Here is a 16,656-nt window from a genome sequence, read left to right on the forward strand (position 1 = left end):
TAATAAATATTGTTTTGTAATCTTGATATGTAAAATATGACAGTGCGTATCAATAATAAATACAATTTTGCTTTTTAATACGAATATATCTATTAAAAACTTTTATTAAAAATATAATTGTAAACATTAATTTGAATTAGTAATTAAAAATTACATAAACATAAAAACGAATTAGAAAATTAAAGTATAAAAATAATAATCCAAGCTCACAACAAAAAATAAATACAATAAAACTCAAAGTTTTAAAACAGCCTAAAGCCCATTGAACCTAAAATCACACCACCTTTCTTTCAGTTTTATTAAAGCTAGAAGATTTACTCTTTTATCTTTACCTTCTTGGTCAAAAAATCCCAAATAACGTGGATAACTGGTAGATAGTATTATTCTCGCAAAATAATTTTTAATTAATGGTTTACATTTTTAAAACTTGCTTTTTACATCTAAATTGAGCTTTTTAAAAATCTTCTTTTACTTTATATTTATCTTCTTAAGCTTAAAAATTTTTAAAAAATCTATTACTAAACAAACAAGCTGATATTAATTTATTATAAAATGCGCTAATATTTTACTTGTCAACGCTTACTATTAGGAGATAATAAAAACATGAAAAAAATTTTCATATTAATATTAATTTTTGGGCTGACAATACAAATCTTTGCCACAAAAGATACACAAAGCAGAATTGAAAAAGGCATTGAAAGTTTTAATAAATACGATAAAGAGAAAAAAAATCCAATCGGACCTTTCCTTTTAAATTTATTTTTGCCTTTTGGAATAGGATCATTTGTCCAAGGAGATTATATTGGCGGAGGCTCAGTGCTTGGATTTAATTTATTAGGAGCAATACTTTGGGGAACTGGAATGATTCTTAACCATCGTGAAGCACAATTAACCGGATACATACTAATAGGAGTAGGAGCAAGCATGGTTTTAACATCCTACACAGCTTCACTTATTATCCCATTCACATTTGCGAATAGGCACAACGAAAATCTCAAAAAAAGACTCAGCGCTGAGCTTGCAGGGTTTGAGCCCCATTTTGGCCTTGGAATAAACGGATTCCAATTATTGTTTAAAAAAAATTATTAAATAAATATTGGATAACAATTTTTACGATTTAATTTAAAATTAAAAATAAATTTGCCAACAAAGAAAGTATTTCCGTTAATACTCTCTCTGTTGGCTTATCAATTGTACTTAAAATGCCTCCATTCCCCTTTAAAATACAAAAGCTCTTGCAATCTTAATCTCGCAATATTCAACCTAATTAATAAATTATTTTTAATAATAAATTATTATAATATTTTTAATAACTAATAATAACAATTATTAATTAAAATGTTCTAAACATACTATTAACATGCTATAATTACTAATTATTAATAATTAAAATACTTTTTAAGGAGACTATTTTGAAAAAAACAATTATTGTATTTATAATATTGGCATTTATGCTTAATTGTAAAAACAAAAGTAATGATACCGAGCCAGCCAACAATCTAGATGAAAAATCACAATCCAGCTCAAATCTAGTTGATGAGGATAGGATTGAATTTAGCAAAGCAACACCTTTGGAAAAATTAATAAGTAGATTAAATTTAAACAACACTGAAAAAGAAACACTAACATTTTTAACAAACTTATTAAAAGAAAAACTAGTAGACCCAAATATTGGCTTACATTTTAAAAATACTGGTGGAGATGAAAGCAAAATAGAAGAGTTTGTGCAAAAATTTCTATCAGATCTCAAAGAAGATGAAATAAAAGAACTGCTTGCAAAAATCAAAGAAAATAAAGATATGAAAGAAAAAGATTCTGAAGAGTTAAATACTTATAAAAGCATACTTGCTAGTGGATTTGATGGGATTTTTAATCAAGCAGATTCCAAAACCATACTTAACACTCTTAAAGATACTATATAGCCAAACCAAGGCTAAAATTTATAATTAATTTAAAAAAGCTAGTGGTTTAAAACTGCTAGCTTTTAAAATAACTTTTTAGTTAATCAAAGAATTAAATGCAAAACTTGCACTTTTTATATTAGGATATTTTTCAATTATTTTTTTCATAGTAACATTAAAAAGCTGAGAATCAAGTGAAATTCTGTAAACTTTTTCATTTTTTGGATGTTGTTTGGACTTAATGGTAATCTCGGCAATCATATCGCTCCAAGTTCCATTATTATAAAGAGAAACAAAAGCCTCAACCACTTTTTTGGCATCGCTAGAACCAAAAGGATATGCGGTTACAAGCCCAGATTCAACTGATTTTTCAGACATTGGAAGTCCCCCAAAAAATCCGCCTTTATTTTCATTAAAGTTTATATCACTTCCCTTGCTTATTAGCTTAAACCCAGAAATAGAATAAAGCGGATCACTCTCTCTAGTAGTTTCAAAAATTATTAAAGGCATGGCATAAGAAAGATATCCTCCATCAACAGGAGAAAGAAGGTAAGAATATTTAATGCCACTAAGTTCTTTAATAAAATCTCCGCGCTCCCCAAACAAATCTCTAGCTTTAATTTTTATCCAACGAATGTGAACCGGCCAAATAAAAACATTTATTGATTTTACTCCTTCTAAAAACTCTATTTTAGAGTAATCGATAAATTTATTTTTATTCTCAAGAGCTTTTAAAGTATCATAATTTTGGAAATTATAAACTACATCAGAATCTTCAGAAAAACCCCCAAAATTCATCGATCCAAAAGCTCTTTTTTCTTGATCCAGCCTATTTACTCCACTTTCTCCAATAAACCTACTACTACTCTTTCTCTCTATTTTTGAATTATCATCTAAATTACACCCTAGAATTAAAACTACAAAAGATATAATGACTCTTTTCAAAACGCTCCCCCTTTAAATTTTTATCTAATATTTAAAGTTTTTAAATTAGAGTATTAGAAGAAAATGTAGATCAATTAACAAAAAAATCAAAATTAAAAATTTAACGCCGGCTAATCTCTTTTATCAAGCTGTTTAACATTCGATTTATATAATCATAAAGTTTTTTATTCTTGCCAATATTGTTGTAATAAAGTTTAAAAATTTCTAAAAGAGAGCTTCTAACTTTAAAAATCAAAACTCTTTTGCTTTTATTGCCAACAGAGCCTAATGCTTGTTTGAAAGATTTACGTGATTTTTCCATTTCTTTTAAAAACCTATTAACATCGTAATTTAATGTTATTTCTTCTAGCTTTCTTAATATCAATCTAGAATATTCCTTTCCAAGCCTTTTAAACAAATCGTCAACATTTTCAAAATCTAATTCTCCGTCTAGCAAAACCCTGCAACATTGCAAAATTTCTTCTTCTTCGTCTGTTAAATTGCGTTTCCAATTTAAATGCCAATCAAGCTCTGACTTTGTAGTAAGAGAAAAATTTTTTAATTCAAGAAGTTCTTTGCTAACACTGCCAATTTGTTGATCGATTGTTTTTTCAAGAGCAACAAGAATGTCTGTGCCCGAACCGCCGGCATTAATCTTGGTTAGATAAAACTGTTGACACAAATTCATATCTAAAAGAGACATTTCATCTTCCCTATCGCTCTTATCAGAATAATTTTCAATCAATCGCACCAAGGTGCTCATTTTAGAAGACAAATCTTCCCAACGCTTTTTCCCTATATCAATCAAAAACTGATTAACATCTTTTTCGCTGTATCTATATTTTGCCAGCACTTCATCATTGTTTAAAAGCCATCCACCAAGAGCATATCTATTCTCATCATTTTGCAAAGATTTCTTGAAAAACTCAAAATTTTTGACCTCTTCCGAACTTAAATGGGGAATCCAAATCTCATCATGATCATTTTTCAGCAAAGCTTTACCATATCTTGATTTGCCAATATTGTGCTTTGAAGAAGTTTTTTGCAAAGATTTAGAATTATCTAAACCGTCAAAATCATTGCTCGACTGCTCCGAGGTGTTGGGCATTAAATTTTCAGAATTTCTTAAAGTTTGCAAATCCTTTTTAAAGCCTTTAGATTTGCTTAATGCTTGATCATTCTTTTTATTTTTCAAATTGCTTAAACTAAAATCTTTAAGCCTATTGTTTCCAGAATCTAAAGATTTTTTTTCATTGCCTATTAAATTTTGCTTATTTTCATAAGTGGTACTTTTTAAATCTTCTTCTAAAGATTTGCCCTTACAATTAACAAAAACCAGAAAGCTAATAATAACTGCAATTCCTATTTTATTCATAAATTAAATTTCCTCTATTTAATTATTGGTTTAAATAAAAATATAGCTCACTTTACATACACTAAATGTATAAATTACATTATTTCTTATTACAAAAAGAATTAGGCTTGTTGTTGTTTTAAGAATTTGTTTTTTAAAATAAAAAACCTATTTAAAACAACTTAAATAAAGTTTAAAGCCCAAATTAATCCAATTACTACCCTTTAAAGCAAATAAGTATTAATAATCTAGATTATTTAATAATTTATAAATTACACAGATAAATTAAAATCATTAATATCAACCCAAATCATAGAAATTTAAATTTTCAAATTTAGACATATCTACAACAAAATAAACATAAACAGAAAGATTAACTCTTGCAGTAAGAGTTAATCTAAGAGTTGATTAAAGTAAAAAAGCTAAAACGAAGCGGATGGATCATAGTTTTTAACAAGATTGCAAGCCTCTTCAATGTTTTTAGTAGTCATAAAAGATTGTCGCACATTGTCTATGTAGGTTTTTTCAACCTGTAACAACTGCTGCTTGGCATTAGCAACATTTGGATCATTTGAGCTTTCAAGGTTCATTTTGGCCTTTCTTTTGGCCTGCAAACACTTAACAACAGTAGCAAGCATTTCTTTTATTTTCTCTTCATTTAAATTAAAAATTTGATTAAACTTATCTGGCCTACTATCAAGAACCACCTGCTCAAGAAAAAACAAAGCTTCTTTTTGGTCATCATTTAAAGAGTCTACAAAAGACATTTTAAGCTCTTTATTTGCCGTGCTATCAGAAGTATTTAAAAGCTTTGAGGATCTTCTCCTAAGATCAGAATAATTAAATTCTTTACAAGAAAAGAACAATAAAATAACAAATAATAAAATATTTTTCATACAGTCTCCCACACTGCGATTACGCAAATATTTAAATTTAAAAATTAAATAAACTTTTTTAAAAAAAATATAAATTATAATATATCTCAACATTTAAAATAATAAACATTTTGTAAAAGTTTATAGAAATATCAAATAAAATATGCTAGAATGACTTTGGTAGTTAAAAATGGAAATTAAAATTGACGAAAAATTTAATATAGTATTTAATAACGATCTTAAGTTAATAGAAAACGTTGAAGAACAAAAACAGCGTTTATTTTTTTATCTTAAGACTCCAAAAGGCAGTTTAAAAGAAAATCCCAATTATGGGCTTGACTACAGCTTTTACGTTAAACTTTGCAAAGCTAACAAACTAGAATCTATTAAAAATTTTTTTTTAAACCTTTCAAAAGAACTCAAAATAGACCTTATTAACGTAAGGACAAGCATTAAAAACAAAACAATAACAATAAATTTTTTCTTTTTAGGAAAAGACACTTTAAAAATGGATTTTAAAATATGAGTATAATTTTTGATAAAAACTTAGGAATATTGGAAAAAACAATAGAAGAAATTCAAAACGAAAAAAAACATATGCTTAGAACAAAATACGGAATAAACATTAAAGACAATTCAATTTACGACATAATAAACTTTCCAAGCTCAAGCATTGACAAACAAATATCAGAAGTCTTAAAAGAGCTTTTTTCCAAAATTAAAGAAAATGGAAGCTATTTTAATGCACTCAAAGAAGACCTAAGCACACCTAAAAGCTCAACTTATGAAGCAATAAGAAGGGCTCTGCTAAATGTTGAGGGGGTTAAACACATAAATATTTTAAGTGGGCCTGGAACAATTAATCTCTACTTAATACTACAAGACGATTGCTTTAAAGACCAAGAAAAAAAGCAAATTAAAATTGAAACTAAAGAAAATATTTGGCAAGCAATCTACTATACAGCACCAAGCGGAACAGTTTTTAAAGGCGAGATTGAGATTGAGTTTTTAAACAAACACAACCAAAAAAAAACATACAAATTCAGCTTAGGCAAGAAGAAATATGCATATCTTAAAGCGATCTACAAAACAGAAGCAAAAGACGCAATCTACAAAGAAATAGATGCCCAAATTAGAGACATTTATAACAAAATATTAACCGACAAATACATTGAAATGGGGACATCTCTTAGATATCAAGACTTTCTTGCGCCAGTTAGCATTATCCGGGGAATAAAAGAACTGAAAATCGGAATTTGCATTAAAAGTGATGATACAAAAAAAATCACACAACTTAATGACAATGATTTTACATTCAACAAAGACGAAAACGCCAAAGAGGATGAAATTATTATTTTTGATACAAACAAAAGATTACTTATTAACAGAGAATAAAAATGAATAAAGAAATACCAAAATTTTTAGAAAATACCCAAATTGAAAAATTCATTTGCAATGAACTTGATTACAAAAAAGAGATATTAAGAGAACTGAAAGAACTGCTTGCAAACTTCAACACAATTAACGTTAAAAAGAGCATTAACTCCAAATACATTGCACTGTTAATGCTTTCAATATTTAATGCATTTCACTTTAAAAAAGAGCTGGATAAAAATCTTGTCAACTTTTTAGATGCCATTATTTTTGCAATAAAGTCTATTGGCACTGACGAGAGCTTTATTGTACTCTTTAAAGCTTTTTTACACGCAAATGTAGAAGTCGGCTCAAACGAAAACGCTCCAGGAGAAATAATAATAAAATTGCTGGGAAACATTAAATCCCCTATTGAATTTAATATTGCAGCAAAAAATCAAAACAAGCTAAAAAAAATAACCGCAAAACACGCGGGATTTAAAAAAACTCTAACTTCTAACTACATGCCCAAAGATTACAAAAGCTCAGTATATGAATTTATTAAAATATTAGTTCCTACAGGAAGGATAGTTAAAATAATAGACAAAAAACAAATAGAAATAAAAAGCACAAGAACAAAAAACTTTAGCACAGCAGATCATTTTTTTTGATCTACTGCTTAAATAGCGTGTAAATAGTAATTTAAAAATTGCAAAAATTAAAAAATTGCAGAATTAAAAACCTAAGAAATTTAAAAGGAGAATTTATGAATACCAACGAACCACAAGAAAGCGTACAAATAAAAGACTTAAACAGAAAAACAAAAGTTAATCAAAGCGATCTTATCCCTATTGATGACATAGTAGAAGATACTTGTGCAATCACATACAAACACCTCCTAGAACAAATACAAAACGATACATTTTATAACAACGAATTTGGGTGCTTTAAAAAAGCAATAAATGCCGTAATTAGCAAGGAGCTTTTAAAAAACAAAGAATATATAAAAAATATTTACATTAAAGTAATTTCAAAGCTTTTAGAGCTAAGCGCACCGCCTGAGAACATGCCCGAAAACATAGATTTTGATACTGTTTTTAGAAAAATCAAATCTACATTTATTGAAAGCTTAAAACACACAAACACAAAACCATCTTCAAACAAAATTTCAATTTACAACTCAGACACAAAAGACATTGAACTTATTCAATTTGAAATCTTTATTGAAAGTTTAAAAGAAATTCTTGCAGAAAAAGAAGAAATAAACAAACTCAAAAGCGACCTAACAAATTACGTGCAAATAAAAGATTTTACAGACAAATTTAGAAACTCTTTTAAATCAATCCCCAAACAAACTCTTGATACAAAAAATGAACAGCTTGTAAGCTGTTATCAAAATGAAATTCCACAAATTGTAGACATTCCCATTTGGTGGCAAGGAAAACCCCGCGACTTTGGGGGGCTACACACAATAATTGACGATGCTACAATAATAGAATTCCAATACAAGAACAAAGCTACAACCGTTGTGCTTAAAAACAGAAGCAGTACATCAATTGTAATAAGCGAATCATACAAAGATAGTTATATTTACTTACAAATAGATGCAGAAATCAGACATTCAAGCTCAACAGAAGATGACAATAAACAATTTTACCTTCAATTTGAAAAAAGCTCTGCAAAAATTCTAATAGCTTCATTTTCTTCCCAAAACATGCCCACACTTAAAACGCCAATCTACAATGGCTGGTACTACGTTGGATCGGGCAAACTAAGCATGGGAGAAGAAATGCCAATTTTAAACAAAGTATAAAAATAAATAAAAGGAGATATTTATGGATACAATACTTATTTTTTTGTCAACAATTGACAATACAAAACTAATTATATTAGGAGGATTTATTGTGCTTGCAATATTGCCAATGATTTTCGCAATAAAGCCACCGTTTAGAGAAAATTTAAATTTTCTTATTAAAAAATTTTTAAAAAATACAAATAAAAAGGGAAAAAAATGAATAGTAAAATGAATATCAACTCTGGAATTGAGGCTTTAAATAATTTATATGATTTTCTAAAAAGCAGCGATTCTCCAACAGAAGTCAAAGTGGAAAAGGGAATATATTTAGGACTTAATCTTTACAATTTAATAATGAGCATCTACAAAGACAAAATCACAACCCTTGAAAAGGAAGAATCATTAAAAATATTAAATGAAATTGAAAACGTTAACAATAAAATTACTCAACTTATATCAAGCATTAATGATGAGAGAGATTTAAGTATTATTGAACATTTAAGAGAAGAGAGAAACGAGCTAATGGCAATCAAAACCCAAGCACTCCAAGAAGAAATAAAAGAGTTCTCAGAAAATCCAAGAAATACTAGCAACAAAACCCAAAACTTAAAAGAAGATAAAGGAGATAAAATTGCAAATTAAAAATTTTCCTTTTTTGTTTTTATTAAATATTTTTATAATCTTTTCATGCTCTACAATAGCAAGCCTTCCAGAAGAGCCATCATCCCCAAAAGAGTCAACATTAAGGGCCTTAAGCTTATATGAAGCTCATCTTTCAAGCTATCTTATGTACTTACAAACATTTCTTGTGAAGACTAAACAAAAAGTAAATAATAAAAATTATCCTGAGTTTACGCTTTTTGACACAAGCAAATTAGAAAAAGCCCAAACTCTAAAATCAATCAAAACAAACATTGCTGCTTTAAAAAATCACATTGACAAAATAAAACCAATTGCAATGCAAATTTACAAAAAATACTCAAAAAATATACCTTAAAAACATTTAATTTCTTTTTCCTAAAAGTCCCGGTTGCGGGACTTTTTTAAAAAATAAAAACCTATATTAAAATCAAACTCAATTAAAACTAAACTTAATTAAAACTAAACTTAATTAAAACTAAATTTCAATTAAAGTCATTATCATTTTATTTTTTTTCAATTTTCTATTTGTTATTTATTAATCTTATACTATAATTATATTTGTATTAAGTTATATTAATATAAAAGGAGAATATATTATGAAAAAATATTTATTGGGAATAGGTCTAATATTAGCTTTAATAGCATGTAAGCAAAATGTTAGCAGCCTTGACGAGAAAAACAGCGTTTCAGTAGATTTACCTGGTGAAATGAAAGTTCTTGTAAGTAAAGAAAAAGACAAAGATGGTAAGTACAGTCTAATGGCAACAGTAGACAATCTTGAGCTTAAAGGAACTTCTGAGAAAAACAATGGATCTGGGGTACTTGAAGGCGTAAAAGCTGACAAAAGCAAAGTAAAATTAACAGTTTCTGAAGATCTCAGCACAACTACACTTGAAGTTTTAAAAGAAGATGGCAAAACATTCGTGTCAAAAAAAACAACTTCTAAAGACAAGTCATCAACAGAAGAAAAGTTCAATGACAAAGGCGAATTATCTGAAAAAACAATGGTAAGAGCAAACGGAACCAGACTTGAATACACAGAAATTAAAAACGATGGATCCGGAAAAGCTAAAGAAACTTTAAAAGAATATGTTCTTGAAGGAACTCTAACTGCTGAAAAAGCAACACTGACAGTTAAAGAAGGAACTGTTACTTTAAGTAAGCACATTTCAAAATCCGGAGAAGTAACAGCTGAGCTTAATGACACTGACAGCGCTCAAGCTACTAAAAAAACTGGAAAATGGGATGCAGGAACTTCAACTTTAACAATTATCGTAAACAGCAAAAAAACCAAAGACCTTGTATTTACAAAACAAGACACAATTACAGTACAAAAATACGACTCAGCAGGAACCAACTTGGAAGGTACAGCAGTCGAAATTAAAACACTTGATGAACTTAAAAACGCTTTAAAATAAGGAGAATTTATGAGACTATATTTAACAGGATTTGCTTTAGCGTTAGCTTTAATAGGATGTGCACAAAAAGGTGCTGAGCCAAAAAATACTTCTCAAAAGTACAATGATCAAGAACTTATTGACTCAAGCAAGGCGCCAAAAGACGCTAAACAAGCCCTTCCTGCGGTGACAGAAGACACAGTGTCTTTGTTCAGTGGTAATGAAATTTTCGTAAGTAAAGAAAAAAATAGCTCCGGTAAATACGATTTAAGAACAATAATTGATCAGGTTGAGCTTAAAGGAACTTCCGATAAAAACAAGGGTTCTGGAAGCCTTGAAGGCGTAAAAGCTGACAAGAGTAAAGTAAAATTAACAGTTTCTGACGATCTAAACACAGTAACTTTAGAAACATTTGACAGCTCTGGAATAAAAGCTTCAAGTAAAGTTACTGTAAAACATGGGTCAATAACAGAGGAAACTCTCAAAGCTAACAAATTAGACTCAAAAAAATTAACAAGATCAAACGAAACTATACTTGAATACTCACAAATGACAGATGCTGACAATGCCACAAAAGCAGTAGAAACTCTAAAAAATGGCATTAAGCTTGAAGGAAATCTTGTAGGTGGAAAAACAACATTAAAACTAACAGAAGGCACTGTTACTCTTACAAGAGAAATTGAAAAAGATGGAAAAGTAAAAGTTTATTTGAATGATACTGCATCTGGTTCTACTAAAAAAACAGCTACCTGGCAAGAAACTACTAGCACCTTAACAATTAGTGCTGACAGCAAAAAAACTAAGGATCTAGTATTCTTAACAGACGGTACAATTACAGTGCAAAATTATGACTCAGCAGGAACCACCCTTGAAGGTAAACCAGCTGAAATTAAAAACCTTTCAGAACTTAAAGGTGCTTTAAAATAATATATAAGTAAACCCCCCTACAAGGCAAAAGCCAATGTAGGAAGGGTTTATTACAACCTAAAAATTGAATTTATATATTTTTCAATTTGTTACTTCTAGAAAAAGTCTCTTAGGAGACTTTTTCTCTTTTAAAAAGAGAAAACATAACAATAACAAGTCAAACCGCTTAGAGTTTTAATCTTTAACTTTAAATCTCTAAATATTTAAAATCAAAATATAAAGCGCCAATAAACTGAATGCATAGCTAAAATTTAAGCAAATTAACAGGGTTAATTCCTTCACTCAAGCCTAACTCTTGAATGAAGGATAAATAAATAAAATAATTTCAATTCTTAATAAAATTAAACCCATCGCTAATCATCTCACTATTTTAAATAAAAATTAACGCGTAAAAATAATTTACTCCTAATATAAGTTTATTACTGATAATATTTTATTACAAAAACTTACTTTTGTAAAGTATATTTAACAAATATGCATTAAACATACTTTTTTTTATATTTTTTATATAAAAATACTTTACTTTTTTAAGAAACTGTACTATTAATTAAGTTATAATTAAAGAAACTACTTATATTAGGAGTATAAAATTGAAAACATTAAAACAAAAAGCACAAAACACTACAAAAAAGACAAAGAAAACTACAAGGAACTTCCAACATAATTTGATTGTATTAATCTCTACTCTTAACTTTATCAACTTAAACTTTAAAAAATACACACAAAAAAACATACTTTATTTTTTAAACAAAAACCTTGAAAGAAATAAACAAAACCCCATAAAACTCAAAACACTGCAAAACTATTTATACATACTAGATAAAAAATTCAAAGTCACACTAAACTACTGTAAACATTTGGGGAAAAATTCTGGGAGTGAAACTTATTATAAACTTAAATACAAAAAAGAAAAATGCTATTTAATAATTAACACATACTTTAAAGAAAAAGTAATCAATAAAATTAACGAATTTACACAAAGAATAAAAAAATTTTATCAAATAAATAGTAGTGTTAAATGGGAGTGTATTAATAATACTAATAATATATATAAATATAAAGAATATAGAAGTATACACAAAAATTCCAAAAAAACAACAAATAACGAAAAAATAAAAAAATATTTAAGCAAATGTAACTTCAAAACAAAAATTCCGTCTCTAATACTGGATTTAAAGACAACAAACATCATTAAAATACATCACTTAAGAAATCTAAAAAACATTGAAAATGACCTTAAAGAAATAGATCCTAGAAACATTGAAAAGCACATATCAAGTGCAATAAAAGAAAATGTAAACAACCCAGGATACCTATGCAAATTTTTCAAAAACAGTGGATATAAAAAAACAATAAACAAAATAAAAGAAACAGATAAAAAATCTAAAAACAAAAAAGAAATTTTAAAGAAAATAATTGAAAATAAAATAAAAGAATTAGAAAATGAACAATATAAAAAAGAAGATCTTAAGAAGTTTTTTAGCAAAACATACGAAATTTACAAAATAAAACCACATTTCATAATAGAATATAAAAAATATCCAGATTTAGATAATTTAGTCAAAAGAGCAAAAACAGAGATTCCCAAAATTCAAAACAAAATGCTAAAGTTAAAAAGTATAAAAAACAACATTTTTAGTATATTATTAGAACAGTTAAGGCATAAAGTAGATGAAGATAAGTTAATCCCTACTTTAAAAAAATTCATTGAGAATGAGCCTGACCTTAAATATAGCAAGGTATTTGACAATTCCTACTATAATAATTTAATTGAAATAGTGAGCTAGCAAATTAGAAAGAAAATGTACAGTTTGGCTTTACTATTAAGGAAAAAGGAAAAAAATGACGGCTTTACTTGAACGATTAAAGCAAAAACAAAAAGAATTAAAATTAAGCACAGACAACAAACCAAAGTCCCAAAAGGGGGAAAAGGCCAATGTTTTTTCTAAGATTGAGGAGGTTAAAGGTAGAAAGATATACCATACTAAAATCTTTAATGACTTTTATACATTTGGAATAAGCAAAAATGAACCTACGAAATTTTTCATTTCTTTAAGAGGAATCTTCAATATAGAAGACATAAGTATGTTTCATTTATTTTCTATAAGAGAAGATGATGAATTCATGGGAATTTATTATGGAATAAGAAAGCTTGATAAGGCATTTATTGTAAAGAATTTCAATAAGAAAGAAACATACACTCTTAGGAAATGTGAATACATTGAATTTAAGTTTAAAAAAGGTTCTGTTTTTTGTTATTTAAACGGTCTTCATATTTTACTTAAAAAAGATAGGGTCGACAGCCCCTATTACAACACACTTTTAAATATCATTTTAGAACTAGAAACCGAACTCTACACTTTTTATAGCAAAAAATTGGCAAAAGGGGGAATTATTCCTGAATGGATAAAAAAGAGACAAAAGTAATAACAGTTGCAAGCATAAAAGGTGGTGTTGGCAAGAGCACAACAAGTTTAATTTTTGCCACATTGCTTTCAATCAAATGTAAGGTTCTTTTAATAGACATTGACACACAAGCTTCAACAACAAGCTATTTTTTCAATAAAATCAAAGACAATAATGTAGATTTAATAAATAAAAATATATATGAGGTATTAATATCAAATTTGCATATAGACAATGCAATAATAACAATCAACGAAAATTTGGATTTAATTCCAAGCTATTTAACATTACATAAATTTAATTCAGAATCCATTCCATATAAAGAATTTAAATTAAAAGAACAGCTAAAGTTAATAAGCAATCATTACGATTATATAATACTTGATACAAATCCCAGCTTAGATTTTACCCTAACAAATGCTCTTGTGTGCAGCAATTACATAATAATACCAATAACAGCAGAGAAATGGGCCGTTGAAAGTTTAGATTTGTTTACTTTTTTCATGAACAAGTTATTATTGACTTTGCCGATGTATTTAATCAATACTAAATTTAAAAAAAACAACACGCACAGAGAACTTTTAAGAGTTTTAGAGAAAAATAGTAATTTTTTAGGCACAATATCTGAGAGAGAAGATTTAAATAAAAGAATAGCAAAAAATGACAGATTTGATTTGACGAAGGATTACATAATAGAGTACCAAAATACACTCACGGCGTTTTTAAATAAATCAAGTTACGTACACTAAGTGTACTCAGATTGTAAAGGAGGAGACAGGTGGAAATAAAGATAAATAAAAGAAATTTATCTGAGAGCGTTAGAGAAGAAGAACAGGCGCTTATTCATTATAATAAGCTTAAAGAAAAATTAAACATTAATTTCCAAAAAGAAATTTATTGCAAATTAGAAGCAATGAAGGTTTTAAAGGAAATTAAAGACAAAGAATATTATAAACTTGATAACTATTCTAGTTTTGATGATTTTGCAAAAGATTATAGACTTGCCAGAACTCAAACATATAAATATCTTAAAATTGCAACAGCAATAGAAGAAGGTTTAATTGAAGAAAAATATGTAGTTAAAAACGGAATCAACGATACAATTTGCCTTCTTAAAACAAAAGAAAGTCCAAGTTTAAAAAAATCCAACCAAAACCCAATAAAACCACTAAGATTTCAGCTTAAAAAGGAAGAAGCTTATTCTTTTTATAAAAAAAATGCAAAGCTTACAGGCTTTCTTTTGGAAAAAATTTTTTTTGAAGAAAAAGATTTTTTATCAAAAATAATAAAAGAATTTGAAACTTTAAGAAATAAACGAAAATAAAATATTTATTTGCAAAACTTGAAAAGTTAGTGTATACTTTATAGGTACAGACTGACACGCAATGTGTCGCTCTTAATATAAGGACCTGTTACCTTAAAGGGTTTATTGGGGATTCTTTTAAAAGAAATTCCAATAAACCCTTTAACTTTTAAATGAAAATTTTTATTTTTTAATATTAATTTTAGAAAAATTTAGAAAAGTATTTACAAAACATAATTTTTTTTATACTATAGTATTAGTAAAAAACTTATATTAGGGGTTAAGATGAAAAGGCTTAATAAGATCAAAAGGAAAGAATACTGCAAATTGTTAAAAACTTTTGTCATTAAACACAATGGGTTTGAGTGGCTTGGTTCTAATATATTAAAGATTCTTAAAACCCGAATGTTTTCTTATTAAGCTTTTGGATTCTAAGGTTTAAATAAAAATTTATCAGAAATGTTTAATTATTTAAAAATTAAATTTAAAAATTGTGTATTTAAAAATGTTTATTGAGAAAATATTACAAAGCGATGCAGAATTGTTTAAAGACATTCAAAAGTCCGGATGTTATTTTTTATCTTTGCACTATTGGATATTTGTTTTAAAGGGTTTTGATTTTACGCCAAAAGACGTTAATTTAAATTATCAGCGGTTTTTAAAATTAGGCTACATTAGAAATGATTGTTATATTTTAAATCCATGTGAAATTCTCAGATGTTATAAAATATTTTCTAAGGTTAGATATGAGAGTTCTCTTTATTTGCCCAAAACTGGCAGAGAGTTTGAAATAACACAGGTTAAGCTTAAAGGTCAAGTGTTTGTGCATTTTCTTGTAATGGATAATAATAAGGTTCTTTACGACAGCCTTGATTTAAAGCCCAAAGGAAAGAAATTTCAAATAATATCAAAAAGAATATTTAATTATTTTGTTTGAAAAGATTAATTGTATTTTTAAATTTTAAGCCTTTTGGGTGAATTGGTTTAGCCTTAACATATTTTATGTCTTGATTGTCGGGTGAAAAGTTTAATATTTGTTGATTTTAATTGCAAGCCAGTATTTAAATTATAAGACCAAACCCAACCAGATGGATTTGGTTGGGTTTTTGTTTTAAACTGATTATAAAAATGGTGTTTATTTGGAGTTAGCATTACCATTCTTTTTAGAGTTTGTTGTTTTAACATTTTGTAATTTTATGTTCATTGCTTTTGCAATTTCAAGTATTCCTTCAGCTGTAGTTGTGGGATATTTTTCAGCTGCATCTGTAACTGTTTTTGACATTCTTTGTATTCCAATTTTTTGTAATGATTTTGAGACATTAAACATTAAGTCGTACATTGCTGAAAATTCACCACTACTTCCAATTTCTTTAAGTTTGCTAGCTTCCTCTTCGATCGCTGTTAAAAATTTTTCTGCTACTTTAATAGCTTGTAGTTTTGCTTCTCTTATAAATTCCGGCTGTCCGGATACTTTGCCACCTGTTTGTGTTTTGGTAAAATCTTCGTATTTTATACCCTTTAAAGCGCCTGCTTTATAGATTTGATCTATTTTATCTGTAATATCTTGAACTCTTCGTTCTAATATAATTTTTGTTTCTCCTGTTAAGCCACATGATATAAACAGGGCAACAAGTAAAGTTAGTTTAAGTAAATTTTTAAAATTAAAGATTTTGAAAGTTTTTTGATATTTATTCATAACTTATCCTTTTTTGAATTTTAATAAAAGCAGCAAATCAATATTAATATTATTAAATTGTAAATATTAGGACGAGCTAAAAA

20 protein-coding genes are annotated in these 16,656 nt (G+C 27.6%); 16 read left to right on the top strand and 4 right to left on the bottom strand.

Annotated elements, in window-relative coordinates; genetic code table 11:
• Window positions 1–603 precede the first annotated feature (603 nt).
• Both QIA46_RS04535 and QIA46_RS04540 read left to right on the top strand, forming a co-directional pair.
• Complete coding sequence (locus tag QIA46_RS04535; RefSeq protein ID WP_301341150.1) at window positions 604–1,089, top strand: P13 family porin; 486 nt, start codon at window positions 604–606, stop codon at window positions 1,087–1,089.
• A gap of 323 nt (window positions 1,090–1,412) precedes the next feature.
• Complete coding sequence (locus QIA46_RS04540; protein ID WP_301341151.1) at window positions 1,413–1,922, top strand: BBA03 family outer surface lipoprotein; 510 nt, start codon at window positions 1,413–1,415, stop codon at window positions 1,920–1,922.
• Between the two features lie 75 nt (window positions 1,923–1,997).
• On the opposite strand, the gene QIA46_RS04545 is transcribed toward QIA46_RS04540, so the two are convergent.
• From QIA46_RS04545 to QIA46_RS04555, 3 genes are all read right to left on the bottom strand, one after another.
• On the bottom strand, window positions 1,998–2,846 hold the full coding sequence (locus QIA46_RS04545) for a S2/P23 family protein (RefSeq protein ID WP_317268620.1): 849 nt from the start codon (window positions 2,844–2,846) through the stop codon (window positions 1,998–2,000).
• Between the two features lie 100 nt (window positions 2,847–2,946).
• Entirely contained in the window at window positions 2,947–4,200 is a 1,254-nt protein-coding gene (locus QIA46_RS04550; RefSeq protein WP_301341153.1) for a hypothetical protein, read from the bottom strand.
• A gap of 401 nt (window positions 4,201–4,601) precedes the next feature.
• Window positions 4,602–5,075 carry a BBA07 family lipoprotein gene (locus tag QIA46_RS04555; protein WP_316256530.1) on the bottom strand — a complete coding sequence of 158 codons (474 nt, stop codon included), beginning with the start codon at window positions 5,073–5,075 and terminating at the stop codon, window positions 4,602–4,604.
• A gap of 169 nt (window positions 5,076–5,244) precedes the next feature.
• On the opposite strand from QIA46_RS04555, the gene QIA46_RS04560 reads away from it, so the two are divergent.
• The 14 genes from QIA46_RS04560 to QIA46_RS04625 all read left to right on the top strand — a co-directional run bounded on the left by QIA46_RS04560 (window position 5,245) and on the right by QIA46_RS04625 (window position 15,814).
• Window positions 5,245–5,580, top strand: a complete 336-nt coding sequence (locus QIA46_RS04560; RefSeq protein ID WP_301341155.1) for a contractile injection system sheath initiator — start codon at window positions 5,245–5,247, stop codon at window positions 5,578–5,580.
• Window positions 5,577–6,449 carry a DUF276 domain-containing protein gene (locus tag QIA46_RS04565; protein WP_317268621.1) on the top strand — a complete coding sequence of 291 codons (873 nt, stop codon included), beginning with the start codon at window positions 5,577–5,579 and terminating at the stop codon, window positions 6,447–6,449. Before QIA46_RS04560 ends, QIA46_RS04565 begins: the two co-directional genes overlap by 4 nt.
• 2 nt (window positions 6,450–6,451) lie before the next feature.
• Window positions 6,452–7,078 (top strand): DUF735 family protein, encoded by a 627-nt coding sequence (locus QIA46_RS04570; protein ID WP_317268622.1) that lies wholly within the window; start codon window positions 6,452–6,454, stop codon window positions 7,076–7,078.
• 95 nt (window positions 7,079–7,173) lie between these two features.
• A complete protein-coding gene (locus QIA46_RS04575; protein WP_317268623.1) occupies window positions 7,174–8,220 on the top strand; it encodes a DUF685 domain-containing protein in 1,047 nt (348 codons plus the stop codon).
• Between the two features lie 22 nt (window positions 8,221–8,242).
• Window positions 8,243–8,422 carry a BlyA family holin gene (locus QIA46_RS04580; protein WP_301341159.1) on the top strand — a complete coding sequence of 60 codons (180 nt, stop codon included), beginning with the start codon at window positions 8,243–8,245 and terminating at the stop codon, window positions 8,420–8,422.
• Window positions 8,419–8,844, top strand: a complete 426-nt coding sequence (locus QIA46_RS04585; protein WP_316256532.1) for a BlyB family putative holin accessory protein — start codon at window positions 8,419–8,421, stop codon at window positions 8,842–8,844. The genes QIA46_RS04580 and QIA46_RS04585 overlap by 4 nt, the downstream gene beginning before the upstream one ends.
• The gene (locus tag QIA46_RS04590; protein WP_317268624.1) at window positions 8,834–9,199 is read left to right on the top strand and encodes a BBA14 family lipoprotein; all 366 of its coding nucleotides are present in this window, start codon (window positions 8,834–8,836) and stop codon (window positions 9,197–9,199) included. Before QIA46_RS04585 ends, QIA46_RS04590 begins: the two co-directional genes overlap by 11 nt.
• Before the next feature lie 241 nt (window positions 9,200–9,440).
• On the top strand, window positions 9,441–10,262 hold the full coding sequence (gene ospA, locus QIA46_RS04595) for an outer surface lipoprotein OspA (protein WP_317268625.1): 822 nt from the start codon (window positions 9,441–9,443) through the stop codon (window positions 10,260–10,262).
• A 9-nt stretch (window positions 10,263–10,271) separates the two neighbouring features.
• On the top strand, window positions 10,272–11,168 hold the full coding sequence (gene ospB / locus QIA46_RS04600) for an outer surface lipoprotein OspB (RefSeq protein ID WP_317268626.1): 897 nt from the start codon (window positions 10,272–10,274) through the stop codon (window positions 11,166–11,168).
• 590 nt (window positions 11,169–11,758) lie between these two features.
• A complete protein-coding gene (locus QIA46_RS04605) occupies window positions 11,759–12,955 on the top strand; it encodes a plasmid maintenance protein (RefSeq protein WP_317268627.1) in 1,197 nt (398 codons plus the stop codon).
• A gap of 55 nt (window positions 12,956–13,010) precedes the next feature.
• Window positions 13,011–13,595: a DUF226 domain-containing protein gene (locus tag QIA46_RS04610; protein WP_317260591.1), complete on the top strand. Its 585-nt coding sequence runs from the start codon at window positions 13,011–13,013 to the stop codon at window positions 13,593–13,595.
• Window positions 13,571–14,323: a ParA family protein gene (locus QIA46_RS04615; RefSeq protein ID WP_301341166.1), complete on the top strand. Its 753-nt coding sequence runs from the start codon at window positions 13,571–13,573 to the stop codon at window positions 14,321–14,323. Before QIA46_RS04610 ends, QIA46_RS04615 begins: the two co-directional genes overlap by 25 nt.
• Before the next feature lie 29 nt (window positions 14,324–14,352).
• Window positions 14,353–14,898, top strand: a complete 546-nt coding sequence (locus QIA46_RS04620; protein WP_301341167.1) for a chromosome replication/partitioning protein — start codon at window positions 14,353–14,355, stop codon at window positions 14,896–14,898.
• A gap of 472 nt (window positions 14,899–15,370) precedes the next feature.
• Window positions 15,371–15,814, top strand: coding sequence for a DUF261 domain-containing protein (locus tag QIA46_RS04625; protein ID WP_418905861.1), 444 nt, complete (start codon window positions 15,371–15,373; stop codon window positions 15,812–15,814).
• Between the two features lie 198 nt (window positions 15,815–16,012).
• On the opposite strand, the gene dbpA is transcribed toward QIA46_RS04625, so the two are convergent.
• Complete coding sequence (dbpA, locus tag QIA46_RS04630; RefSeq protein ID WP_317268629.1) at window positions 16,013–16,573, bottom strand: decorin-binding protein DbpA; 561 nt, start codon at window positions 16,571–16,573, stop codon at window positions 16,013–16,015.
• Window positions 16,574–16,656: the final 83 nt, after the last annotated feature.

Origin of the sequence: Borreliella carolinensis, from assembly GCF_032595855.2 — a bacterium.
GTDB classification, from domain to species: domain Bacteria; phylum Spirochaetota; class Spirochaetia; order Borreliales; family Borreliaceae; genus Borreliella; species Borreliella carolinensis.